Here is a 25,982-nt window from a genome sequence, read left to right as displayed (position 1 = left end):
TCATCATGAGAAGAATGAAAGCCGAAATCATTCTAGAGAGCTAGAGAAAAGGTCATCATGAGAAGAATGAAAGCCGAAATCATTCTAGAGAGCTAGAGAAAAGGTCATCATGAGAAGAATGAAAGCCGAAATTATTCTGGAGAGCTAGAGGAAAGGTCTTCATGAGAAGAATGAAAGCCGAAATCATTCTAGAGAGCTAGCGGAAAGGTCATCATGAGAAGAATGAAAGCCGAAATCATTCTAGAGAGCTAGAGAAAAGGTCATCATGAGAAGAATGAAAGCCGAAATCATTCTAGAAAGCTAGAGAAAAGGTCTTCATAAGAAGAATGAAAGCCGAAATCATTCTAGAGAGCTAGAGAAAAGGTCATCATGAGAAGAATGAAAGCCGAAATCATTCTAGAGAGCTAGAGAAAAGGTCTTCATGAGTTGAATGAAAGCCTAAATATCTCCTAACAAACTAGTTTTATATCGCTAAGAAGGCATAAGGTATAAACCCATGCCCCTTTCAGCAGAAAGAGGTATACTGTAGCAGAATGCATGAACAATCAAATAAATGAATGACTAACTCTCTCCATAGAAAAAGGAGTTTAAGGTTGTCTTGGCGAAATTATACTAGACTCTTTTTCTTAGAGAATAAATAGACAAGAACTATTAATTCAGGGGGGAACTGGAATGAAGATTGGGATTATGGGAGCAGGAGCGGTTGGGGCTTTTTTTGGAAGTGTCCTTCACAAGGCAGGACATGAAGTGACATTTATCGCCAGAGGTCAGCATTTGAAGGCGATGAGGGAAAACGGACTAACTGTAAAATCAGATCAAGAAATCATGAAGGTGGATGGAATATTTAGTGATGATCCAGCTTCGTTGAGTGACTCGGATATAGTGCTTATCTGCGTGAAATCGAATGATACGGAAGAGACGGCAAAGAACCTTAAGAACGTCTTAAGAGAAGATACATATATCTTAACCCTTCAAAATGGGGTAGATAATGAGGAGATTTTAGCGGATATTTTTGGCAAGAATAGAGTATTTTCATGTGCTACCTATGTTCAAGCTGCAGTTCAGGAGCCAGGTGTTATTCAACAAAATGGCGAATTTAGCCTGGTCGTAGGTGAATTGGAATCTTCAGCATTGGAATCTGCCCAGGAAATTGCTGCAGCTTTAAAAGATTCTGGAATCTTTGCGAAACATTCTTCGACAATATTATATAATAAATGGAAAAAATATATATGGAATGTAACATTTAACCCGCTATCGGCAGCGATGGAAGCAAGCACCGGAGATATATTAGATCAACCAAATTTGCGAGCTCTTGCTGAAAAGATTTGCGCTGAGGTAATTAGCGTGGGTGAAAAGCTGGGCTATGAGTTTAGCTCTTACTTTAAGGAAAATATTTTCCCAAATGCAGAACAAGCCCGAAATCACCAAACATCAATGCTCCAGGATCGGCTTAACGGCAAAAAAATGGAAATAGAGTCATTATGCGGTTATGTGGTGAGAAAAAGCAGGGAACTTAATATGTCTGTTCCCACAATTGAAACAATTTATCATATCTTAAAATATCTAGAGAGCAGCGATCTAAAGAAAACGAAATAGCTGGTTACTCATTTTTTATAAAAGATTTAAAAAGCCTGCACTATCAAGAAAGATACTGCAGGCTTTCTTTAGTTAGGATTTCTCAATCGATGAACTAATCTTATCGACAAGTTCATCTAGTTCTATTACCATCTTGTTGTATGATTTAGAGATATTTTCCAATGTTTCAACAGATGCTAATTGCTGCTGTGTTGCGGCAGATATATTTTCACTATTTGCCAGAGTTTCTTCTGTGATGCCAGACATTTCATTTACAACCTTTGAAACCTCATTGGAACTATTAGTCATCTGGGATGATAGATTTGAGACATTCTTTATCTGTTTCTCTACTTCTGAAGCAGCGTCAAGGATTTTTAGAAAAACTTTATCTGTTACATTAACATTAGTAATTCCTTGCTCAACTTCATTCGAACCTTCTTCCATTGCTGATATAATTTTTTGCATCTCTGCTTGGATATCATAAACGACCTTTGTAATATCTTCTGTTGACGTATCGGTTTGACTAGCGAGCTTCCTAACTTCCTGTGCCACAACGGCAAAGCCTTTTCCTTGTTCCCCTGCTCTAGCCGCTTCAATGGATGCGTTTAAAGCTAACATTTTAGTTTGGCCCGAAATTTCAGAAATTTTTGCTGCAATGAAACTGATGCTTTCAGTTTGTTTCTCAAGGTTGTGAATTAGTGAGGAGACATCTTCAACGGCCTTTTTGATTGCATACATCTTATCAACCATTTCATCTATTGATTTTTTGCCTCTGAGTGCTTGTCTAGTAGTGTCTATAGACAGTTCACTAACTCCAGCTGAGAGCTTAGTAATCTCTTGAATATCTTCAATGATTCCAACGATAAGCTCTTCACTTTTTCTAGCAGTCTTCAATTGACTGTGTGCCCCATGGGATAAATCTTGGATCGAAGAGACAATTTCTTGACTAGCCTTTGTTGATTCCTCAGAACCTGCATTTAACTCTTCCACTGAACTAACAATCGTCTGTGATGTCGTTGTAAGTTTTTCAATGATCGCCTGAACACGCTGTTTTTGTAATGTATTTTGTTCTTCTAAGCGTTGTGTTTGTTTTTGCTTGGCTATAAGTAAAAGTATATTTGCTCCGCTTGTTAAGAGTAAGTAAACTGGATGAATCATTAATAAAGTGAAGCCGTAATCCTTCGTTCCGCATAGAATTTCTGGAAATAAAAAGTAACCTGCAAAGTGATGAACTGCAAAAATAACAGTAGAAATAATAATGAGATTAACAGAATCAAAGTAAGCAATTAACGCGATGACCATAAAAATGGAGAAATGATATTCTATTAAGCCGCCTCCACCAGCAATAATGGAGATACTGCTGAAGGTTAATGAAAGTGTTATGAGTAATGGTAATAGGTGGTTTTGTTTATTTTTTCTGAAAAGTAGTGCAAAAAAGAAAAAAATAAAGGGTGTAATCAAAAATATATTTTGCAATATAGAAATTCCGTTGCTTAAGATTCCGACCCCTCTAATCATTGTGTAAGTATCTAAAAATCAAAATTGCCTATGCAGTACATGGGTAAAAAGTGATAGAAAGAGCGTAAACGCAGTTAACCAAAGCATGATAACATGTTTCTTCAAGAGAATCGCCTCCTATGGGTGACACACAATGATATTTTTATAGTCATAGTATAAGAAATATCAGACCATTTTCATATCGTTTGGTAAAAAAGTACTAAAAATGTTAACAATATTAATAGAACATCTAATCCTTTAAGTGAAATGATTTATATAATTCTGATAAAATAGATTATGCAAATAAAACTAAAGGCGGTGATCAAGATGTGTTTAATCCTTTTTGCGTACCAACAGCATCCAGTGTATAAACTAATCGTTGCGGCAAACCGCGATGAATATTATCAAAGACCAACTGCACCTGCTCATTTTTGGGGGGATTATCCAGAGGTTCTTGCAGGACGAGATTTAGAAAAAATGGGCACTTGGATGGGAGTTACAACAAACGGGCGCTTTTCTGCTTTAACCAATTTTCGTGATCCAAAACAAACCACTGAAGGGAAGAGGTCGCGCGGTGAATTGGTGCTCAATGCGCTAAGAAAAGATCCAAAGGAATATTTAATGGATTTGGAAAAGACTGATCATCTTTATCCAGGTTATAACTTACTAGCTGGAGATATGAATGAGCTTTTTTATTATTCAAATATAGGAAAAAAATTAATGTCTCTTACCCCAGGGATATACGGGGTAAGTAATCATCTCCTCAATACTGAGTGGCCAAAAGTGAAAATAGGAAAGGCTGGAATGAGTCATATTATCAAGGAACAACAAGAGGATGTATTAACAGAAAATTTATTTGCTCTATTGCAGAACTCTGAACGCGCAGAAGACCATCTGCTCCCTAAGACAGGTGTTTCTGTTGAAATGGAAAGAATCCTGTCACCGATGTTTATAAAAAGCGAGGGGTATGGGACGAGGGCTTCAACCGTCATGTTAATGTCAGAAGAAGAGATAAAGTATACGGAACGAGTATTTACGGAGGAGTCTGGTAAGGAACAGACTTATAAAATCTCCCTATAAAGGAGATGTCCTTTTGATAAAATCCGTTGACAGCAAGAAAATAATATGATATTAAAATGATGTCGGGTTAGCACTCGGAGAGAGAGAGTGCTAATAGTTTTTATTATGGAAAGGAGAGGTCACTTTGGCTAAGAAAGAATTTCAGGCTGAATCAAAACGTTTATTAGAAATGATGATCAACTCGATTTACACGCATAAAGAGGTATTCTTAAGAGAGTTGATTTCTAATGCTAGCGATGCGATTGATAAAATCTATTACAAAGCATTAACAGATGAGAATGTTAGTTTTGATAAAGATAACTATTACATAAAAGTAATCCCTAATAAAGAAGCTCGGACTTTAACGATCATCGACACTGGAATTGGGATGACGAAGGATGAACTTGAAAATAACCTGGGAACAATTGCAAAAAGCGGCTCACTAGCTTTTAAAGGTGAAAACGAGCTGAAAGATGGTTATGATATTATCGGTCAGTTCGGTGTAGGCTTTTACGCAGCGTTCATGGTCGCTGATGTTGTCACGGTTAAGAGTAAAGCATTAGGAAGCGGTGAAGCGTATAAATGGGAATCTGAAGGTGCAGATGGCTACACAATTCAAACTTGTGATAAGGAAGAAGTCGGTACTGAAATCATTTTGAAAATAAAAGAAAATAGTGAAGACGAAATCTATGATGATTACCTAGAAGAATATCGCTTGAAGCAAATCATTAAGAAGTATTCAGACTTTATCCGCTATCCAATTAAAATGGATGAAAAAACGAGCAGCGACGAATCAGAAGATCATACGGAAGAACAAATCATCAACAGCATGGTTCCAATTTGGAAGAAAAATAAAAATGAGCTCACTGATGAGGATTATGAGAAGTTTTACAATGAGAAACACTACGGTTTTGATAAGCCAATCAAACATCTTCATATCAGCGTTGACGGTACGATTCGATATAACGCGATCCTTTTCATTCCTGAAAACATACCTTTTGACTATTACTCAAAGGAATACGAAAAGGGCTTAGAGCTTTATTCCAATGGCGTATTGATTATGAGCAAATGTTCTGACCTGCTTCCGGATTATTTTAGTTTTGTAAAGGGAATGGTGGATTCGGAGGATTTATCTCTTAATATTTCCAGGGAGATGCTTCAGCATGATCGCCAGTTAAAGTTGATTTCAAAGAATATTAATAAAAAGATTAAAAGTGAACTGCAGAATCTTTTAAAGAATGATCGTGAGAAATATGAAGCGTTTTTCAAGTCATTCGGTACACAGCTTAAATATGGGGTATACAGTGACTTCGGTGCAAATAAGGAAATGCTCCAAGATCTATTGTTGTTCTACTCATCAAAAGAGAAGAAATTAGTGACACTAGATGAATATGTTTCAAGGATGCCTGAAGAGCAAAAATATATTTACTATGCAACAGGGGAATCGAATGAGCGGATTGCTAAGCTGCCACAAACAGAATTGGTTGCTGATAAAGGTTACGAAATTCTGTTCTTAACAGAAAACGTCGACGAATTTGCCATTAAAATGTTAATGACGTATAAGGAAAAAGAGTTCAAATCTGTTTCCAGCGGTGATCTAGGTATAGAAGAAGACCATGATGAAAGCCAGGATACAGAAGAATATAAAGAGCTCTTTGATGCTATGAAGAACATCTTAGCAGGAAAAGTATCAGATGTTCGTGTGTCAAAAAGATTAAAAACCCATCCAGTCTGTCTTTCAACAGATGGAGAAGTGACGATTGAGATGGAAAAGGTTCTTAATGCGATGCCGGATAATCAAAATATTAAGGCAGATAAAGTACTGGAAATCAACACCAATCATGAGGTTTTCAAGTCATTAAAAGCTTCTTATGAAAATGATAAAGAAAAGCTGAGTTTGTTTACAAACCTTCTCTATAATCAAGCGCTTCTTATTGAAGGTCTGCCAATTCAAGATCCAGTCGAGTTTACGAATGATATATGCAAGGTAATGGTGTGAAGAAAGATTGTTTAAAATTTTAAGTTCGTCTGATCACAATGTATACATCTAAACGATCATTTTCCCTAAAACAAAGCGGCCATCCCTCTTTAATGAGCGGGGCCGTTTCTTTTTTGGGTCTTTCAACTTTATTTTAGTAGTGGTTTTACGTTAGAATAGTTGGTAGGCATTACATAACAGTAGTAGATGAATTGAGTTAAACTGATAGATCTAGAAGCAATAATTGGAGGAGAGGTAAATGGCAGTTGTTCTTTCTAAAGGACAAAAAGTAGACTTAACAAAGAATAGACCTAACTTACAAAACATACTTGTTGGCTTAGGCTGGGATGTGAACCAGTCTGGCGGTCCAAGCTATGATCTTGATGCATCGGCTTTTTTGCTAGATCAGAACGGGAAGGTTAGAGATGAACAAGATTTTATCTTTTATAACAATCCTGTCGGCGGTGCGCAATCAGTCTTTTATAGCGGAGATAATAAAACAGGGGCGGGTAATCATGATGATGAGCAGCTTCGAATTGTCCTCCCGAGTATTCCGCAGCATATTCAAAGAATTGCTTTTTCTATTACCATCCACGATGCGCAAATTAAAGGACAGAGCTTCCGCGATATCTCAAATGCATACGTAAGAGTGGTCAATGAACAAACACAAGAGGAATTATTAAGATTCAATTTACAGCAATTTACGGTAGAAACAGCCATTGTGGTTGCAGAGCTTTATCGTCATCAAAATGAGTGGAAATTTAATGCGATTGGGAGTGGCTTCCAAGGAGGGCTGGGGGCTTTATGTAAAAACTTTGGCTTAGAGGTCGAAGAAAGTCAGCCTAGTTCACCGCCATATCAAGGCGCCCCTAACCCATCCTACTCTAATCAATCAATGCCGGCATACCAGCAGAATTCAGCTTCTGCCATGCAAAATAATGCTAGCACTTTTAGCCAAGGAACACAGCCAAGTGCATACCAGCCCTTAACTTCATCAAGGGATGTTCAAAATCCGTCCTCATTTGGAGGCAGCGGTTCGTTTGGAGGACAACAAACAATCGGAAATCAATCCTCCGGTCATTATCAGCTTCAGTCCTCAAGAGATGAAATAGAATGTCCTCGATGCAAGTCGACTTATGTGACTTCAGGGAAAAAAGGTTTCGGGATTGGAAAAGCGGCAATTGGAGGGCTTGTATTAGGACCAGTTGGTATTCTAGGCGGATTTCTAGGTTCAAATAAGATGGAGTTTAAGTGTAACTCTTGTCAATATAAATGGTCATTAGATCAAACGGATTTTAAAAAGATGTTCGAACAACAAAAAGAAAATGCTAGGAAACTGCTGCAAAAGTATAATACTAACAGCAGTGTGTTAGATTCGTTGATGGCATCTTGTGCTCTTGTTGCGATGGCAGATGGACATCTAGATCACAGTGAGCAGCAAAAAGTACATGATTTCATCCATCAAAGTGATGAGCTCCGTTCATTTAATACGAACCAGGTTTTGGCCCGGTTTGACCATTTTGTGCGCGGTTTGCAAGTTGACCCGATTGTGGGCAGAGGTGAAGCGTTAAGGGCTGTAGGAAAGGTCCGCGATCAGCATGACTTGGCTCGCTTAGTTGTCCGTTATGGGATTGCAATAGGCTTTGCTGACGGAAGATTTGATTCTCCTGAGCAGGAAACTATTCGTGATATATGTAATGAGCTTAGATTAAATCCGGGTGAGTTTTTATCATAATCATAAAAACATTCGCTGTATTCATATAGCGGATGTTTTTTTATGAGATTCATCTAAAATCTTTTTAATTAACAGGAAAGCTGAACATGCAATTTGTTCGGCTTTTAAGTAAATGGTATTATTTTTGTATATAAGAAAAGGAGACGATACTTTGGCAAAAGAGATCATTCTTAACAACCGCCAAATCCAAGTGGAGCGGTATAATTTAGATACAAAAGATGGACGAACAAGACTTTCATTAGAGTTTAAAGTTAGTAGTGAGGATTATCATGACATTGCAACCCTATTATATGAAGGGACTTTTGATGTAAGAGTTCCGGAGTGTGAGCTTTCATTTAGAGGTAGTATTCATGAGTACTCTACATCAATCACTAACTTATATGAAAAAGGAAAAGTAGGGGATTACAAAATAACGTTGGTAGAAGAGAAGAAGTAGGGGGAAGACAATCAATGAAGTTAAGTATACTAGATCAAGCTCCCATTTCTGCTTTTAAAAGTGCCAAGGAAGCTCTATATCAATCAATGAAACTAAGTCAAGCGGGAGAAAAGTTAGGGTATACGCGCTTTTGGATTGCTGAACATCATGATCTCCCAGGGTTAGCGTGCCCTGCTCCAGAGGTCATGCTCGGTTTTATAGGTGCACATACTAACAACATAAGGATCGGGTCAGGTGCCGTTTTATTGCCGCATTATAAACCATATAAAGTAGCGGAAATTTTTAATATGCTGTCTACATTGTTCCCAGGGCGTATCGATATGGGGATTGGCCGTGCACCTGGCGGGTCGGCTGAAGCAACAGAAGCACTATCTGAAAATTTTCTACAGCAAGTTTGGAATATGCCCAATTCCCTTAAAGAGCTTCTTCATTTTGTTTACCGTGACTTTCCTGATGATCATAAATTTTCTTCCTTGAACGCAGCACCTATCCCGGATATTCCGCCCGTACCTTGGCTTCTCGGGACAAGTAAAAAAAGTGCCATTTTAGCAGGAGAACTGGGAGTTTCTTATACCTTTGGCCAATTTATGAGTGACAAAGATGGAAAGGAAATTATTCAGCAATACTTGAATTCGTTTAAAGCTAGAAGTGTTGGAGATAAGGCTGAAGTGATTGTTACCGTGAGCGCATATTGTGCAGAGACGACTGATCGTGCAGAAGAGATCGCTTTAAGTTCACTTATTTGGAGACTCCTCAAAGATCAAGATATGAAGGCAGGAGTCCCAACTATAGAAGAAGCCAAAAGATATCCTCTTAACGAGAAAGAGAAAGATCAAATAAAAAAAATGAAAGAAAACATGATTATTGGGAATCCTGCTGAAGTGAAAGCTAAACTTCTCGATATAAAGGAAAACTATTATGCTGATGAAATTATGATCGTAACGATTACACACTCTCCTGAGGATAAAATCCGCTCCTACGAATTGATTGCTGATCAGTTCATAAGGTGAAAAGCTTTCTATTCTATGAATAGAGAGCTTTTTTGTAGTAATTGGCATTAATTCTATATAGATGAAGCAAAATAATCTTGAACAAACTAGCATCTATCATCTGCCGCTTTATTGAAATTTTTTACTTGTGTTATAAACCGTTTAGGAGTAAAGTTTATATGTAAAGATAGGTGTCATGACAAGAGGGGGATATTATGTCTACAGTTTCAGGTACGGTTGGAAGTAATGCTCGTTCTGCACAGCCAATTACAAAAAGAAAGCTGCTTTTTGTAGCGGGGCTTGGATGGATGTTTGATGCTTTAGATGTCGGCATCTTGTCATTTGTTATTGCCGCGTTAAGTGCAGACTGGGGATTATCACCACAAGCTATGGGCTGGATTGGCAGTGTTAATTCAATAGGTATGGCTGTCGGGGCACTTTTATTTGGTTTATGGGCAGATCGAATTGGCAGGAAAAACATCTTTATTATAACGTTGCTCTTGTTTTCAATAGCTAGTGGTGTATCAGCTTTTACGACAACTCTAGCAGCTTTTTTAATATTAAGATTCTTCGTTGGAATGGGCCTTGGAGGGGAATTACCGGTCGCCTCTACATTGGTCTCAGAAAGTGTTCCAGCAAAGGACAGAGGAAGAACGGTTGTCCTGCTTGAAAGCTTTTGGGCATTCGGTTGGCTGCTTGCAGCGGTTATATCCTATTTTATCATTCCATCATACGGCTGGAGGGTTGCATTAATATTAACCGCAATTCCTGCACTTTATGCACTCTACATAAGGCTGAATCTTCCGGATTCTCCTGCCTTTTCTCCAAAAAAGGCCGAGAAAAGAACGGTATTCCAAAACATAAAAGATGTTTGGTCAAAGGAATATATTAGGTCCACACTTGTATTATGGGTCGTGTGGTTTACCGTTGTATTTTCCTATTACGGCATGTTCCTGTGGCTGCCAAGCGTAATGGTTATGAAGGGTTTTAGCATGATTCAAAGCTTTGAGTACGTGCTGATTATGACATTAGCACAATTGCCTGGTTATTTTACAGCAGCATGGCTTATTGAAAAGTTGGGCCGTAAGTTTGTTCTTTCTACCTTTTTACTAGGAACAGCCATTTCTGCGCTTGTTTTTGGCAACGCTGAGACTACTGTGGTATTAATAACATCTGGAATACTGCTATCGTTTTTCAATTTAGGTGCTTGGGGAGCCCTCTATGCGTACAGTCCGGAACAGTATCCTGCCGTTATTCGCGGGACAGGGACAGGAATGGCTGCAGCTGTTGGCAGAATTGGAGGAATTCTTGGTCCTCTACTTGTAGGATCATTAGTAGCAGCGGGCGTTTCCATCGGCTTTATTTTTACACTGTTTTGTGCAAGTATTCTCATTGGGGTCATCGCCGTATTATTTGGACGTGAAACGATGCATACAGAATTAACTTAGTAATGCAAAATCTATAAAAGCATTCTCTGTGAAAAAGCAGAGGATGCTTTTTCGTTTAAATAAAGAAAATTATTGATAAAAATATCTAAAAATTCATATAATTTTAAGATATGATATAGGGAAAGGTGTTGAACCTATGACGAAAGCATCTCAGTAACCTTTCATACTAGCGGAAAAAAGGGGGAGAGATTGTTGGAGAAGTATTCAGCCTTAAGGATGCCCGAAACTATTTTCTATGGCAGGGGATCCTTGCGAAATGTTGGGAAAGAAGCAGCACAGCGAGGGAAAAAAGCGCTTATCGTAAGCGACAGTATCATCTCAGGACTTGGCTTTGTAGATCAGTGTAAGGAGTTATTAGATGAGAATAAAGTTGAACATACCGTTTATTTAGGTATCGAATCCGAGCCAGTAGATATATACGTTGAGGAAGCGTGGAACCAATGTAAGGATGAAGGTTGTGATTTAATCATATCAATTGGAGGCGGAAGCTGTCTAGACACGGCTAAAGCGGTCTCGGTGCTGATGACGAATAATGGGTACATTGGCGACTATATGGGAGGGAGAAAAACGGCAAAGGTAAAGGGGATTCCGCATATTGCTATCCCAACAACTGCTGGGACAGGCTCAGAAGCAACTGATGTAACGGTTATTACCAATACAAAAAATGACGTAAAAATGATGATTAAACAGCCTGCTTTTCTTCCAGAAGTTGCGATCGTAGATCCTTATTTAACCATTTCTTCTCCCCCAAGAGTAACGGCAGCAACGGGTGTGGATGCACTAAGTCACGCGATTGAAGCCTACATATCTAAGAAAGCACATCCTATGACAGATATGTTTGCTTTATCTGCAATGGAGCTTATTATCAAAAATATTCGTAAAGCTTTTCAGAATGGACATGATATTGAGGCGCGCGAAGCAATGGCTTTAGGGGCACTTCAGGCCGGAACCGCATTTTCAAATGCTTCTGTCTGCCTTGTTCATGGAATGTCGCGGCCGATCGGTGCTCTTTTTCATGTTCCGCACGGTGTTTCGAACGCGATGTTATTGCCAGCAGTATTAGAATATAGCAAAGAGAATTGCATAGAAAGGGTGGCTGACCTGGGAGTTATTTTTTCAAAAAGAGCAGAAGGTCTTCCTTTAGAAGAACGTGCTGTGTTTGCGGTATCAGAAGTAAAGAAGCTGTGCTTAGATTTAGAGATTCCTAATCTAAAAGAATGGGGGATCGACAAAGACGATTTTGAAAGTGCGATTGATAAGATGGCGGATGATGCGCTTGATAGTGGAAGTCCTGCAAATAATCCTAAAGTTCCAAGAAAAGAAGAGATTGAAGAGCTTTATCGAGTTTGTTACAGCTACCAATTTTCTGACAATCAGTCACTAATATAAAGTTTTAGGGAGAGATTATATATGATAACAGGTCTTGAAAATAACATTAAAAATTATATTAATGGTCAATGGGTAGATGCGATTTCAAAAAAAACGGAAATTGTTCCGAACCCTGCAACTGGGGAAATTTTGGCTTATGTACCCTTATCAAGTGTAGAAGATGTGGAACAGGCGGTAAAAGCAGCAGCAGAAGCGTTCAAGTCATGGAGTCAGACTCCTGTTCCAAAGCGTGCCCGCGTTCTTTTCAAGTATCAGCAGCTGTTAATAGATCATACAGAGGAACTGGCAGAATTGATAACCAAAGAAAATGGGAAAAATTTAGAGGAAGCCCGCGGGGAGGTACAGCGTGGAATTGAATGTGTGGAATTCGCAGCAGGTGCACCTTCTTTAATGATGGGATCGGTGCTGCCTGATATAGCAACGGATATGGAATCTGCTATGTATCGTTACCCTATTGGAGTAATTGGAGGGATCACGCCCTTTAACTTCCCTATGATGGTACCGTGTTGGATGTTTCCGTTGGCAATCGCATGCGGAAATACGTTTATATTAAAACCGTCTGAACGTACACCAATTCTTGCCAGCCGATTGGCTGAGTTGTTTCAAGAAGCTGGGTTGCCCAATGGAGTTTTAAATATTGTGAACGGAGCACATGATGTTGTGAATGGATTATTGGAGCATGAAGGCGTTAAAGCCATTTCTTTTGTAGGGTCGCAGCCGGTAGCTGAATATGTTTATCGTACGGCAGCCTCCAATGGAAAAAGAGTTCAAGCGCTTGCTGGAGCTAAAAATCATTCAATTGTCCTTGCTGATTGTGATTTAGAAAAAGCAGTTCATGGGATCATCGGAGCCGCTTTTGGCAGTGCCGGTGAGCGTTGTATGGCTTGTTCCGTTGTAGCAGTAGAAGAAGATATCGCTGATAAATTTGTAGAAATGCTCGTAGAAGCGGCCAATGATATTACAGTTGGAAATGGTTTGGATGAGGATGTATTCCTTGGCCCGGTAATCCGCTCTTCACACTTGGAGAAAGTAATGAAGTACATTGAATTGGGTGAAAAGGAAAAAGCAAGGCTGATAAGAGATGGGCGGATTGATGTGAAAGAAAATGCGCAAGGTTATTTTCTGGGCGCAACGATATTTGATCATGTGAATGAGGATATGCAAATATGGAAGGACGAAATTTTTGCACCTGTTCTTAGTATTGTCCGCGTGAAGGACTTAGAGGCAGCTATTCGTCTGGCTAATCAATCAGACTACGCGAATGGAGCCGTTCTTTATACATCAAGCGGAAAAGCAGCAAGGCATTTCCGGGAAACAATTGAGGCTGGGATGCTCGGAGTCAATGTTAATATTCCAGCACCAATGGCATTCTTCCCGTTCTCAGGCTGGAAAAACTCCTTCTACGGTGACCTCCATGCAAATGGAAAAGACGGAGTCGAATTCTACACCCGTAAAAAAATGGTCACCACACGCTGGTAAACCAGCCTAAATGTCCACCCCCAGCAGACACTGTCCTTTTTAGGTACCAGGTACCTTCAAAAGACAGTGTCTTTTGGTGGTACCTGGTACCTAAAAAGGGTATTCTAGTAGGCGAGGTGATAAAAGTGACGAAGAGATTAGCTTGTCTTCATTCGCATTATTCAAATATTGAGTACATAGAAAAGGCTTTTTCTGGTTACGAGTTAGAGTTAGTTCATTTTGTTGATCCTGGTTTAATGCACCGGGTGTCACACCATGGTGATTTTCATCCGTCCGAGGCGGAGAAAAAAGTAAGGGAACAGCTCCAATGGATTGCGAGCTGTGATGCTGAAGCTATCTTGATAACTTGTACCAACTATATTGCATTGCTAAAGGAAGAACAGCTTGATGTTTCCATTCCAGTAATAAAAATTGATGAGCCGTTCTTTGAATACATATGCTCAAACGATGAACCGCAGATGGTTTTGTTTACGAATCCAGCTACCGTGAAGGGCACAATGGATCGTCTAACACAGTATGCCGAGTCTCAAGGAAAGAAATTAAATGCTGAAGTCGAGGTTATCGAAGACACGTTTGAATTAATGATGCAGGGAAAAAAAGAAGAGTATAAACAAAGAGTTTCATCTTCTTTAAGAACATATTTAAGAGAGACATCAAATGTCATTTCTGTAGCTCAGCTATCAATGGTAGATGGTGCAAAACAAGCAGAGGCAGAAACAGGCAAAAGAATAATACAGCCATTAGATACCCTGACATCAGCCGTACTGAAACAATTAAATAGGAATTAAAGAAAATAAAGAGACCCTTTTGAAGATGAAAGGGTTTCTTTATCTATCATGTAATTGAAAGCTTAGCTCATCTTTCCTCAGAATTCAGTAATAGGATATTAGTAGTCTAGTAATCGTTAAAAAATTAAACGGTCTATTATTATTTTGAAATTTCTGAATTCTAACTTGACACTACTATTTAATTATTGTAAATTATGAGATAAGCAGATTAATTTTTTACTGAAAAAATGTTGTTCACGCTCGCAATACATATTATTTTCTAAATATTTAAAGTTCTGCAATATTTGGACTGGCCAGTATTGGAAAAATCGGTCACCTAACACTTTTTTTAACGAATGGAGGATATAAAAATATGGGAAATATACCATCAGCACTACAAGGATTGCGGATTCCCGTAATTGGTTCACCGCTTTTCATCATTAGTAATCCAAAGCTAGTAATTGAACAATGTAAGGCAGGGATCGTGGGATCTATGCCTGCACTAAATGCACGCCCGGTATCTTTACTGGATGAGTGGCTTGCAGAGATTACTGAGGAGCTTGCAGCTTACAATGCAAAGAACCCTGACCGGCCTGCTGCTCCGTTTGCGATCAATCAAATTGTGCATAAGACGAATGAACGACTGGAACATGACATGGCCATGTGCGAAAAGTACAAAGTGCCAATCATCATTTCTTCATTAGGTGCACGTGAAGAAGTTTTCCAGTCAGCGCATAGCTATGGCGGAGTCGTTTTGCATGACGTCATCAATAATAACTTTGCCCATAAAGCAATTGATAAAGGAGCAGATGGCTTAATTGCTGTTGCTGCCGGAGCTGGCGGGCATGCTGGAGCGAAGAGTCCGTTTGCATTGATTCAAGAAATCCGCGAATGGTTCGATGGTCCGCTTGCTTTGTCTGGTTCTATTGCGACAGGAAGCGCGATTCTTTCTGCACAAGCGATGGGGGCAGACTTTGCTTACATCGGTTCGCCTTTTATTGCTACGCATGAAGCTCGTGCAGTAGATGGCTACAAACAAGCAATTGTAGAAAGTACGTCTGATGATATTGTTTATAGCAGCCTTTTTACTGGTGTAAGTGGAAATTATCTAGCCCCTTCCATTAAAGCTGCAGGTTTGGATCCAGATAATCTGCCTGAAAGCGATCCTTCTAAAATGAGCTTTAAAGAAAACGGCAAGCCTAAAGCATGGAAGGATATTTGGGGCAGCGGCCAAGGCATTGGGGCAATTAAGGAAGTAACAGGTGCAGGAGAATATATTGCGAAGCTGCACCGCGAGTATGTGGCAGCAAGAGAAAGTCTAATTACTAGGTCTAGCGAATACTGTTAACTATATTAGAGAAGGGTTTCTAGATTACTAGAAACCCTTCTCTAATTTGTTATCGTTATTCTTTCACACCGATGACGCGGATACGGATATAATCGGCGACCCACTTTCCATCCTGATATAATTTACTTCTTAAATTTTCTTCTACTCTTGCTTGAATGAACTTTTTTTGTTCCTCGGTTATTCCTTGAAAAAAAGCATTTCCAAACATATCCATCCAGTTTCTCAACCCATCTTCGCCCTCTAATGGAGTAGGCCGGTCAATATGCTGAGCGAAGGTTACCCTAAAGCCAACCTCTTCCATTAAAGTGGAATACTCTGCAATGCTTGGATAATACCAAGGATTCTTCTCCTTTTCATAGCCCAGTCCTGCATGCTGGAGCTGGTCAATCATTTCCTGGGCTATTGTTTGTACATTCCCCTTACCGCCAAATTCTGCAACAAATCGTCCTTTTTCTCTTAAACTAGCATAAATGCTCTCCAGCGCCTTCTTTGGTTCTTGTACCCAGTGCAGTGTAGCATTTGAAAAAACGGCATCGAACTCATCTTTAAAAGGAAGATCTGTCGCATCAGCAACACGAAATGGTATTTCAGGATATTTCTTCATGGCAGCACTTACCATATTTGTAGATTTATCCACTCCAATTACTTCAGCACCAAGTTCATTTAGTTTTTTGGTTAAATCCCCAGTTCCACATCCAAGATCAAGAATTTTTTCACCGCTTTTTGGAGCTAACAAATCTATGAGAAAGTTCCCATAGCTTGATACAAAAGAATGTTTTATATCATATAAGTTTGCATTCCACTGGTCTGTTGTCTGTTGCTGCATATTTCCCAAAGTAATATCCCCTTTACTGAGTTAATCTGTAAATATCATTATACTAAAAAGATTCGTTGCGTTGTGTAAATTATTTGTATATTTAGAATTAGTGCTGAATATAATTAATCATCATTTCTATTTTCAAATTATGATATAATGAAGAATGAAAAAAATAAAATCCGCTTCAGCGGTAGAGGTTCTAGCTACCCTCTTAAAAAAACTAAGAAGAACAGGACTGCTTTCTTAGTGGTCCTGTTTTTCTATTTTAAAGGAGTGCAAAGAAGTGAAGAAAGAAAAAGCTGTTGTTGTTTTTAGCGGCGGACAGGATAGTACGACGTGTTTATTTTGGGCGTTAAAGAAATTTGATGAAGTGATTGCCGTTACATTTGATTATAATCAACGCCATAAAACAGAAATTGATTGTGCTAGAAATATCACGAATGAACTTGGGATACAGCATCATATTTTAGATATGAGTTTATTAAATCAGCTAGCTCCAAATGCATTGACTAGGAATGATATTGAAGTGAGAGATGGCGAGGATGGCGGACTTCCTTCTACCTTTGTTCCCGGCCGAAACCTTTTATTTATGTCTTTTGCAGGGGTGCTAGCAAGCCAAGTTGGAGCAAAACATATAGTGACGGGTGTGTGCGAAACAGATTTCAGTGGATATCCCGACTGCCGTGATGTTTTCATTAAATCATTAAATGTGACATTGAACCTATCAATGGATGAAGGTTTTGTTATACATACACCATTAATGTGGTTAAATAAAGCGGAAACATGGAAACTTGCTGATGAGCTAGGCGGCTTTGAGTTTGTCCGTGAAAAAACATTAACATGCTATAACGGTGTAATCGCTGACGGCTGCGGCGAATGCCCAGCCTGCAAGCTTCGTAAAAGGGGATTAGATGAATACTTAAGTAAGAGAGAGGAGTTTTAACTTATGTATGGATTTCGCATCGTAGATAAACTCCAGAAAATAGATGAGGATATAACAAAAGAGCAATTAAAATATCATTCAAAAAGGGTTCTTGTCAGCAAAGAATTCACATTTGATGCAGCCCATCATCTCCACAATTACGATGGGAAATGTAAAAATCTTCATGGACACACATATGTAGTTGTTTTTGGCATTAGCGGCTTCGTGGATGAAAGAGGGTTACTAATCGATTTTGGTGACATAAAAGAAATTTGGAAAAATGAAATTGAAGTCTTCCTCGATCATCGCTACTTGAATGAAACACTGCCGCCAATGAATACAACAGCAGAAAACATGGTTGTTTGGATTTTTGAAAAAATGGAAGAAGCTATTCAGTGTCGAGAGAAACAATATGATGGGGCGAGAGTAGAGTTTGTAAGGCTTTTTGAAACTCCGACAAGCTATGCAGAAGCAAGACGGGAGTGGATGAGCATTGAGTAAAATACCGGTAATGGAGATTTTTGGTCCGACATTTCAAGGGGAAGGAATGGTTATCGGTCAGAAAACGATGTTCGTCCGCACTGCTGGATGTGATTATTCTTGTTCTTGGTGCGATTCGGCCTTCACATGGGACGGATCAGGAAAAGAATTTATTAAACAAATGGAAGCCGAGGAAATTTGGACGGAGTTAAGAAACCTTGGCGGCGATGGATTTTCATTTGTAACAATCTCTGGAGGAAATCCCGCACTATTAAAAAATCTGAGTGAACTTATCTCTATATTAAAAGAGAATCATATAAAAATAGGATTGGAGACGCAAGGAAGCAGATGGCAGGATTGGTTTTACGAAATTGATGAACTGACCATTTCTCCGAAACCTCCTAGTTCAGGTATGGAAACTGATTTTACAATATTAGATGATATCGTTCATAATCTGCAAAAACAAAACATCAGTTTAAAAGTGGTTATTTTTAATGATAACGATTTTCTCTATGCTAAGAAAATCCATCTTCGCTACCCTGATGTTCCATTCTTTTTCCAAGTTGGGAATGATGATAGCAGGACCACTGACGACGCTTCTTTAATAAGGAGATTGCTTGATAAATATTCATGGCTCATCGATAAAGTCATGGAGGATCACGAGTTAAAGGATGTAAAAGTTCTTCCGCAGCTGCATACGTATGTATGGGGAAATAAAAGGGGAGTGTAATCAACATTTCGGTTTGAAAAGTTCGAAATTGGGTTTCTAGCAATTTATTAGGGGCTTCGAAGGTTTCGGAACATGCCTCCGAAAGGTTTCAGGAAGGTTCCGAATGTTTCGGAACTACCTTATGAACCTTGTAGGGAGGTTTTGAAGGTTTCGGAACCCTCCTCCGAAAACATATAATCGGATCAGCCTTCCGAATGATTCAGAACCCGGCAAGAGTTCCGAACAGTTCGGAAGGAACATCCTTATGAAATCAACAAAAAACAAGGTAATGTATGAATTTATTACCTTGTTTTTTATTGTCACTTATTCAATTGTCAACATGAAAATGCGATCCTAAAAGTACTTCTTTTTCCAAAAAATAAACGCTGTCGTTCCCGAAATAATCACAGAGATAAGGATCGCAACAAAAAACGAGTTTGGATGGTTCTGAAATGGGATTGGAACATTCATTCCGTAAAAGCTTGCGACCATCGTTGGCAACGCTAAAATAATCGTGAAAGATGTTAAAAATTTCATCACGATGTTTACATTGTTTGAGATGACAGAAGCGAAAGCATCCATCATCCCGCTTAAAATGGACGTGTGTGTTTCCGCCATTTCAATTGCCTGTTGATTTTCAATGATAACATCTTCTAAGAGCTCTTTATCATCATCATACATTTTCAGATAGTTGGTTCGCAGCATTTTCTGTAAAACAATATTATTCGACTTCAAGGATGTTGTAAAATACACTAAACTTTTTTCGAAATTCAATAGAGAAAATAGCTCTTTATTTTTAAGAGATTTTTGAAGCCTTTTCTCGATCTCATTTGTCTTCTTATTAATTTGTTTTAAATATTTGAGATACGATGTTGAGATTAAATAAAGAATCTGCAAAGCGAATCTCGTTTTTTTATAGGTGTAAAATTGTTTCACTTTATTTTGAGAGAACAAGTGGAAAATAGGGTTATCCTTTAAGCAAATGGTGATGAAACAATCTTTGCTGATAATCATACCTAATGGGATGGTATCGTATATAGATAAATCTTTTTCATCTTTAGAAACAAGCGGGATATTAACAATGATTAGTACATGCTCATCGTCTTTTTCAATTCTGGATCTTTCTTCCTCATCAAGGGGGTCTCTAAGAAAATCAAGAGGAATATTAAAATGACTAGCGATATGATTGATTTCATCCTCTGACGGGGAAATTAAATTAATCCAGCAGCCTTTAGAAAAATCAGCTGTTTCTTGGAAACTACCATTTTCGTTGGTTAAGTAAATTTTCATCATGTTTAAAACCTCCTCATAATCATGAGAAAGTCAATAAAGGCCCAACGAATAAAAGGAGTTGATAGGCAGGAAATCAACTCTTAGTAAATTTGAACGTTCATGACTTCCTCCGCTGTGCAAACTGGGTTCAGGTTCATTAGAACTTAAACTACACAAAACAATCAACTCCTTTTCTTTTATTCTTATATAATATAAACCCTTCATTATCATACTCTTAGAGAAATTAATTGTAAACGTGATTACTTAAAAATGTGCTTTTTAAAATGTTGGAATTTGGATGCAGGAACTGATATTTTTAGAAAGCAGAGCTATAAAGAAAAGGGCCAGCAGGCAGTTTTTTAAGCCTGTTGACCTTTTATTATGCCTGATCTCGTAATTTCTCAGGACTTTCTTCATTTTTATGGATATAGACTTGATGCGGGAAGGGTATCTCAATTCCATTTGTGTCAAATGCTTCTTTTATCGCTTTACGCATCTCTCGTTCTACGGCCCACTGCTCCATATTTTTTGTTTTTGCAATTACACGTAAGACCACTTCTGATGATCCAAAAGCTTGTACACCAATAACGCTAGGGCCTTCAACAATAACAGGATTCCCTTGTGCAACTTTGTCGCAAGCAGTTTGCATGATTTCAATGGCTCTGTCGATATCGTCAGCATAGGAAATTCCGATGTCAACAAGTGCTCGCATATTGCCGCGGGAATGATTGCTAAGACTCGTAATATCACGATTAGGAAGATAATTTAATGTACCATCAAAACTCCGTATTTGTGTAGTTCGCAACCCGACTGATTCGACAATCCCATCATAGCTTCCTACCGTTACATAATCGCCGACATCGATTTGTTTCTCTAACAATAGAAAGAAACCAGTTACGACATCACTTACAAGACCTTGGGCACCAAAACCAACGGCTAGGCCAACAATTCCGGCTCCAGCAATGAGGCTTGCAACCGATAGACCGAATATATTAAATAAGGTTGCGGCTAAGATGAAAATAAGAACGTATGAAAAAATATTCTCTGCCAATCTATGAAGCGTCAAAGCACGACCTTCAGTAACATCTTTTCGGGACATTAATTTTTTGAAAGACCGGTCAATTACTTTTATGCCTATGCGTTTTACAATCATAAAAGCAATGAATATAAGGACTACTTTTAATGCAGTTATTCCAGCATTTAGAAGCAGACCTTCCCAATTAAATTTATCAATACTGAACAAAAATACCATCCTTTCTATGTATCACAGCAAAGCAAAAGTATGCTAGCATTAACTATATTAACATATATCCTATTAACCAAAGTAATAAACTTGTAAATCTAAAAAAACGGATAATTAGTCCTCGTTATTTACAATTATTTGGAGACATTACGTTTTATTTACATACTGATTTAATCATTAAGGAAGCGGAGGGGGAACCGTGAAACAAAAGCCTATATATGTTGAAATAGAGATAGAATCTGAGATGGAAGACTTATGGGAAGCTACGCAGGAGCCACACCTTCATGAGCAATGGGATTTACGTTTTTCTTCTATTACGTATTTGCCGAAAGAAGTTAACGAACCTCAACTTTTTTCTTACAAAACAAAAATAGCTCCCTGTCTGCAAATTGAAGGGTGGGGAAAGTCAGTTGGAACACATCATGGAAATAATGAAAATAGAACGTCTTCGCTGCATTTTGGAACCGATCAGCCCTATTCAATTATTCGCGAGGGAAAGGGCTATTGGCAGTATAGACCGAATAAAGAGACTATTACGTTTTTAACGCAATATGACTATAACGTAAATTTTGGTTTTATAGGAAGACTGCTAGATTTGATTCTTTTTCGTCCATTGATAGGCTGGGGAACAGCCCTTAGCTTTGATGTTTTGAAAAGATGGATTGAAAGGGACGAAAAACCATCTACTCAATATATTCGATTTGTTTGCACTTGGCTGACGTCACTTCTATTTTTCTTCATATGGGTTTATCACGGACTAGTACCTAAACTAATTTATATGCATGAACAAGAACTGAATATGGTAAAGAGCTTCTTGTCCGTTACGGATGGTTTTGCTTATTGGCTTGTATTTTCTATTGGGGTTGCTGAAATTCTCTTTGGAGTACTATGGCTATTGATTCGAAAAAAAAGAGCGCTATTCTTGCTGCAGATCATTCTTTTTCCTCTGTTAACGATAGCAGCTATTAGTTCGGGGCCAGGAATGCTGAGTCAACCTTTTAATCCATTAACATTTAATGTTAGTTTACTAGCTCTTTCCATTATAGGATATTTAGTAAGCAGAGACCTTCCGACTGCAAAAAGCTGCAAAAGAAAGAGGTGACTGATAAGATGTCCATTTATAAACAGATACTAAGAGAAGATTTTTATAAATTACACCCAATGCTGCAAAAAAGATATGAGTTTCCAAACGAAAGTCCATTTAAAGCGACTGGTGTAATGAAAAGGATTCAAGGTGGACCTAGGTATCTATACGCTCTCTTTTTGATGGGGGTAAAATGTAAATTACTTTTTCCTGAACAAGGCGAGGATATCCCTTTTTCAATTATCAATACACCCTATAAAGGAAAAAATGGTGAAACCCAAATTCACTGGGAACGAACTTTTTATTTTGGTAAAAAGAGACGTTATTTTAATGCTTTAATGAGCCTTGATAGAGAAAGGAAAATTGTAAAAGATTATCTAGGTGAACCTCCTGTTTTTTATTCAGATCTATCCTTCCGTGTTACAAGCGAAGGAACGATCGAAATAAACTCAAGGAAACAAAGACTTGTGCTAGGTAATTTGGAGATTCCACTTCCGAAGTGGTTTCAAGGATTGGCGTTTGTTACTGAAAAATATTGCGAGCATAGCAAAACATTTCAAATATCCGTACAGGTGAAAAATCCTATCTTTGGAACTATTTTTGCCTACGAAGGAGAGTTTGTCCCCAATGAGGGTTAATAAACTAATGCTATTTTCTATCATACTTTTTTTGCTGGCTGCAGTTTATGGACAAGAACCAGCATACCTGCTTTTGTTAACTGTGGCACAAGTTGTCTATATCCCAATAGTTTTATATTCGATTATAAAAGAGGAAAAGAGATGGGCTGCAGTTTTTCCTCTTTTCTCTTTGATTGCCTCTGTTTCCGTGATTGTTCTTCACTTCACTCCCGAGACGGGATGGGATTATCTGTGGGGGACTTTTTATTTGCTTTACACCTTTATGGTTGCTCTTTATGGGGTGTCTAGATTTTTTAGAAGAGGGTTTGTGCATTTAGAGGAGTTTGCCATTGACGTCGCTCTTATTTATTTAAGTATTGGCGGGATGTGGTTTTTTGCTCATATTACAGAAATTGATACTGGATTTTCTCCTATCATCACATGGCTGACAGCAATTCATTTTCACTACAGTGCGTTTTTACTGCCGGTTTTTGTAGGGTTCCTTGGGAGGTTGTACAAACCGAGAGGCTACTCAATGGCGGCATGGATGATATTGCTATTACCTCTTATTCTTGCCGTAGGGATCACTTATTCAGTGTGGATTGAACTTTTTTCCGTGCTTCTATATATAGCAGCTATTTATATGCTAATCATTTTTTCAAGCAGGGCACATCTTCCCAGCACTTTGCAAAAATGGCTGATTGTTATTTCCTTTTCATCGTTAGGAGTGACCATTCTATTTTCATTGGTATATGCGTATGGAAACTTTATCAATTCAATGTTGGTGAGTATCGATACTATGCTTCGCTTTCATGGAGTGTTAAACAGCCTAATATTTGCCTTACTTGGAGTGGCTGGATGGATGATTTCTGTTCCACCTTACCGAATTATAAAACGAACCTTTCCCGTAAGTAACATACGGGGGAAAAGGATCATTGGTGAGAAGCTGCTGAGTGAAATAACGGAGGATGGGTTACAAAAGGGGTTGGTTGATAATATGTCAATTTTTACCCCTGATATTAATGTTAATAGCATAGCCCAAAGCATTCTCGATTTTTATGAAAATACATTGAATTACCGCCTTTTTGCTGAAATAAAGTGGAGACCCTGGTTTAAGCCTTTCGCAGCAGTGTACAGGATATTCAGCCGACGGTTTCAGCAAATTAATCTTCCGTTATCTGAAAAACAAATTGAGATGACAGGGGATATCGTGACAGTAAAGGCAGAGATGGATGGAAGAAAATCTCCAAGAGCCTGGGTTAGAAAAGCGAATGGGGAAGTGATTTTTGCAGCCATTTATTCTTGGCATGAAAATAATCAACAAACCTATATGAACATTGCTCTGCCGCTTCCTTGGTCTTCCATGATCGGGGTGCTAGAGTTGACTCAAGTTGAAAAAGGGCTGCAGTTGACTAGTAAAAAAAGAAGTGCGGCTTCTGATTCTGGTATTTATTTAGCAGTAGGGGAATTTTTGCTGGCACTTCCAATCGAAGAAACTTTTCATATTAGAGAAGAAGATGATGGTTCACTAATTGCTCGGCATCGGATGTGGTTCTTTTCTGTTCCCTTTTTAAATATTCATTACCGTATCCTTAGAAAGGAACAATGAACAAGGATATTCATAAATGCATTATTTTCGGGAAACATTATCTATTAATGGTTTAATAGATAATGTTTTTTATTATGTAAGAAAAGGTGTTCCTGATATGATTTCAACAATGGTTTTAACATCAGATTATAAGTTGAAAAAAGATGTACCGGTCGAACAGTTAGGTGATCATGATATTAGCTGGTATTGGGTAGATTTTTATGCGCCATCAGAAGATGAGGCAGCCCTATTAAGGACGCATTTTCAATTCCATCCGCTCGCCATTGAAGATTGTCTTCAATATTTACAACGTCCAAAGCTTGATTATTATGATGGGTATGATTTTTTTGTTCTCCATACGTTGAACCAGCATACGCTGGCCGCGGAAGAAGTAGACGTTTTTGTTGGAAAAAACTTTATTGTCACTTTCCATCTTTCGCCATCTAATGAAATACAGTTGCTTCAAAGAAGATTAATGGAAGATTCCACGGTTTGGGATAAAGGTGCTTTGTATATCTTTTATTTGCTAATGGATAAAATTGTCGATGAATACTTCCCGAATATTTATAAAATTGAGGATAACGTAAATGAGGCAGAGATGAAGGAGATTAACCCAGATTTAATAGAAGATGTTTTTGAAATTAGGAGCCAGCTGCACAAGCTGCGAAGAACCATTCATCCCATGAGTGAACTGCTTTATCGGATCCTTAATTCAGAAAGAGTCATTATCCCGAAGGATCAACGAGTTTATTTTATGGATATTTATGATCATTTGTTAAAACTGCTTGAAATTGTAGACTCTAATCGCGAGATGACGAATGATATGCGTGACAGCTATATCTCATTGAATGCTCATCGGATGAATACGATTATGAAGACACTTACGGTTATGACTTCAGTTTTTATCCCATTAACTTTTATTGCAAGTATATATGGCATGAATTTTGAATACATGCCGGAGCTATCCTGGCGCTGGAGTTACTACGTAGTATTATGTGTCATGTTTGTAATTGGTACGACTATGCTTATATGGTTGTGGCGTAAAGGATGGTTTAAATAAACCATTCTTTTTTTGTATAGTTTTGTCGGATGGGTTGAATTTTGTAAATAATGGATTAAAATAATGTAAAAGTAATGTAAATTTTAATTCAACAATCTTGACAATTAAGGAGGTATGTCTAATGGGCATTGGTGAGTTCTGTGGTGAACTGGAGTTTTCTATCTTACAATTTACATTTTCTTTATGCGATGACATTAATGAAAAAATTAAACAGAAAAAGCTTTTTTACAAAGAACAAATTGACCGCTATGTCCACAAGCGGATTGATATCTTCTTTACGGGGAATACTCTTAAAAAAGGATTATTGCAAATCTATAAATCTGAAATGTATAACACGATAATGTTTAAGCTAAGACAAATGTTAAAGGAGTATAAAATTCTTCAATGTTTATAAAACATGAATATCTATAAAGAGAGCTTTTCTTTCTGGAATACAAGAAGAAAAGCTCTTTTATTTTTGTTTAGGAGTTAGATTTAATGGTGACAGCAG

Annotated in this window: 23 protein-coding genes and 1 riboswitch; of the genes, 19 read left to right on the top strand and 4 right to left on the bottom strand. The window is 38.2% G+C overall.

The window, feature by feature from the left end:
• The first annotated feature begins 672 nt into the window (after positions 1 to 672).
• Complete coding sequence (locus CZ487_RS17460) at positions 673 to 1,596, top strand: ketopantoate reductase family protein (RefSeq protein ID WP_077213546.1); 924 nt, start codon at positions 673 to 675, stop codon at positions 1,594 to 1,596.
• Positions 1,597 to 1,668: 72 nt separating this feature from the next.
• Here the strand turns inward: CZ487_RS17460 and CZ487_RS28180 are convergent, their stop codons facing one another.
• Positions 1,669 to 3,051, bottom strand: a complete 1,383-nt coding sequence (locus tag CZ487_RS28180; protein WP_237562911.1) for a methyl-accepting chemotaxis protein — start codon at positions 3,049 to 3,051, stop codon at positions 1,669 to 1,671.
• A gap of 348 nt (positions 3,052 to 3,399) precedes the next feature.
• Here CZ487_RS28180 and CZ487_RS17450 point away from each other — a divergent pair, with 348 nt between their 5' ends.
• From CZ487_RS17450 to CZ487_RS17405, 10 genes are all read left to right on the top strand, one after another.
• Positions 3,400 to 4,152 carry an NRDE family protein gene (locus tag CZ487_RS17450; protein WP_077213544.1) on the top strand — a complete coding sequence of 251 codons (753 nt, stop codon included), beginning with the start codon at positions 3,400 to 3,402 and terminating at the stop codon, positions 4,150 to 4,152.
• A gap of 124 nt (positions 4,153 to 4,276) precedes the next feature.
• Positions 4,277 to 6,130, top strand: a complete 1,854-nt coding sequence (htpG, locus tag CZ487_RS17445) for a molecular chaperone HtpG (RefSeq protein WP_077213543.1) — start codon at positions 4,277 to 4,279, stop codon at positions 6,128 to 6,130.
• A gap of 238 nt (positions 6,131 to 6,368) precedes the next feature.
• Positions 6,369 to 7,844: a TerD family protein gene (locus CZ487_RS17440; RefSeq protein ID WP_077213542.1), complete on the top strand. Its 1,476-nt coding sequence runs from the start codon at positions 6,369 to 6,371 to the stop codon at positions 7,842 to 7,844.
• 151 nt (positions 7,845 to 7,995) lie between these two features.
• Entirely contained in the window at positions 7,996 to 8,280 is a 285-nt protein-coding gene (locus tag CZ487_RS17435; protein WP_139339589.1) for a DUF3219 family protein, read from the top strand.
• 14 nt (positions 8,281 to 8,294) lie between these two features.
• Positions 8,295 to 9,290 (top strand): LLM class flavin-dependent oxidoreductase, encoded by a 996-nt coding sequence (locus tag CZ487_RS17430; RefSeq protein WP_077213540.1) that lies wholly within the window; start codon positions 8,295 to 8,297, stop codon positions 9,288 to 9,290.
• 194 nt (positions 9,291 to 9,484) lie between these two features.
• On the top strand, positions 9,485 to 10,717 hold the full coding sequence (locus CZ487_RS17425) for an MFS transporter (RefSeq protein ID WP_077213539.1): 1,233 nt from the start codon (positions 9,485 to 9,487) through the stop codon (positions 10,715 to 10,717).
• 192 nt (positions 10,718 to 10,909) lie between these two features.
• Entirely contained in the window at positions 10,910 to 12,106 is a 1,197-nt protein-coding gene (locus tag CZ487_RS17420; RefSeq protein ID WP_077213538.1) for an iron-containing alcohol dehydrogenase, read from the top strand.
• 21 nt (positions 12,107 to 12,127) lie between these two features.
• Positions 12,128 to 13,585, top strand: coding sequence for a CoA-acylating methylmalonate-semialdehyde dehydrogenase (locus CZ487_RS17415; RefSeq protein WP_077213537.1), 1,458 nt, complete (start codon positions 12,128 to 12,130; stop codon positions 13,583 to 13,585).
• A 119-nt stretch (positions 13,586 to 13,704) separates the two neighbouring features.
• Complete coding sequence (locus CZ487_RS17410) at positions 13,705 to 14,373, top strand: aspartate/glutamate racemase family protein (protein WP_077215368.1); 669 nt, start codon at positions 13,705 to 13,707, stop codon at positions 14,371 to 14,373.
• 352 nt (positions 14,374 to 14,725) lie between these two features.
• Entirely contained in the window at positions 14,726 to 15,700 is a 975-nt protein-coding gene (locus tag CZ487_RS17405; RefSeq protein ID WP_077213536.1) for an NAD(P)H-dependent flavin oxidoreductase, read from the top strand.
• A 55-nt stretch (positions 15,701 to 15,755) separates the two neighbouring features.
• On the opposite strand, the gene CZ487_RS17400 is transcribed toward CZ487_RS17405, so the two are convergent.
• On the bottom strand, positions 15,756 to 16,526 hold the full coding sequence (locus tag CZ487_RS17400) for a class I SAM-dependent methyltransferase (protein WP_139339651.1): 771 nt from the start codon (positions 16,524 to 16,526) through the stop codon (positions 15,756 to 15,758).
• A 178-nt stretch (positions 16,527 to 16,704) separates the two neighbouring features.
• Positions 16,705 to 16,747, top strand: a riboswitch (PreQ1 riboswitch).
• Positions 16,748 to 16,779: 32 nt separating this feature from the next.
• On the opposite strand from CZ487_RS17400, the gene queC reads away from it, so the two are divergent.
• From queC to queE, 3 genes are read left to right on the top strand one after another with little or no spacing between them, the layout of a single operon-like run.
• Positions 16,780 to 17,460, top strand: a complete 681-nt coding sequence (queC, locus tag CZ487_RS17395) for a 7-cyano-7-deazaguanine synthase QueC (RefSeq protein WP_077213534.1) — start codon at positions 16,780 to 16,782, stop codon at positions 17,458 to 17,460.
• A 3-nt stretch (positions 17,461 to 17,463) separates the two neighbouring features.
• Complete coding sequence (gene queD, locus CZ487_RS17390; protein WP_077213533.1) at positions 17,464 to 17,940, top strand: 6-carboxytetrahydropterin synthase QueD; 477 nt, start codon at positions 17,464 to 17,466, stop codon at positions 17,938 to 17,940.
• Positions 17,933 to 18,649: a 7-carboxy-7-deazaguanine synthase QueE gene (queE, locus tag CZ487_RS17385; protein ID WP_077213532.1), complete on the top strand. Its 717-nt coding sequence runs from the start codon at positions 17,933 to 17,935 to the stop codon at positions 18,647 to 18,649. Before queD ends, queE begins: the two co-directional genes overlap by 8 nt.
• Positions 18,650 to 18,982: 333 nt before the next feature.
• Here the strand turns inward: queE and CZ487_RS17380 are convergent, their stop codons facing one another.
• Entirely contained in the window at positions 18,983 to 19,921 is a 939-nt protein-coding gene (locus CZ487_RS17380; protein WP_077213531.1) for a magnesium transporter CorA family protein, read from the bottom strand.
• 358 nt (positions 19,922 to 20,279) lie between these two features.
• Complete coding sequence (locus CZ487_RS17375; RefSeq protein WP_154676050.1) at positions 20,280 to 21,143, bottom strand: mechanosensitive ion channel family protein; 864 nt, start codon at positions 21,141 to 21,143, stop codon at positions 20,280 to 20,282.
• Between the two features lie 199 nt (positions 21,144 to 21,342).
• Here CZ487_RS17375 and CZ487_RS17370 point away from each other — a divergent pair, with 199 nt between their 5' ends.
• From CZ487_RS17370 to CZ487_RS17350, 5 genes are all read left to right on the top strand, one after another.
• Positions 21,343 to 22,245 carry a DoxX-like family protein gene (locus CZ487_RS17370; protein WP_077213529.1) on the top strand — a complete coding sequence of 301 codons (903 nt, stop codon included), beginning with the start codon at positions 21,343 to 21,345 and terminating at the stop codon, positions 22,243 to 22,245.
• 8 nt (positions 22,246 to 22,253) lie between these two features.
• The gene (locus CZ487_RS17365) at positions 22,254 to 22,865 is read left to right on the top strand and encodes a DUF4166 domain-containing protein (RefSeq protein WP_077213528.1); all 612 of its coding nucleotides are present in this window, start codon (positions 22,254 to 22,256) and stop codon (positions 22,863 to 22,865) included.
• Positions 22,855 to 24,453 (top strand): YndJ family protein, encoded by a 1,599-nt coding sequence (locus tag CZ487_RS17360; RefSeq protein ID WP_077213527.1) that lies wholly within the window; start codon positions 22,855 to 22,857, stop codon positions 24,451 to 24,453. The genes CZ487_RS17365 and CZ487_RS17360 overlap by 11 nt, the downstream gene beginning before the upstream one ends.
• Positions 24,454 to 24,550: 97 nt before the next feature.
• Complete coding sequence (gene corA / locus CZ487_RS17355; protein WP_077215367.1) at positions 24,551 to 25,492, top strand: magnesium/cobalt transporter CorA; 942 nt, start codon at positions 24,551 to 24,553, stop codon at positions 25,490 to 25,492.
• A gap of 121 nt (positions 25,493 to 25,613) precedes the next feature.
• Positions 25,614 to 25,886: a hypothetical protein gene (locus CZ487_RS17350; RefSeq protein ID WP_077213526.1), complete on the top strand. Its 273-nt coding sequence runs from the start codon at positions 25,614 to 25,616 to the stop codon at positions 25,884 to 25,886.
• Positions 25,887 to 25,982: the final 96 nt, after the last annotated feature.

The sequence above is a fragment of the Robertmurraya dakarensis genome (genome assembly GCF_900156875.1).
Classification (GTDB): domain Bacteria; phylum Bacillota; class Bacilli; order Bacillales; family Cytobacillaceae; genus Robertmurraya; species Robertmurraya dakarensis.
This window is presented reverse-complemented; position numbering and strand designations above follow the sequence as displayed.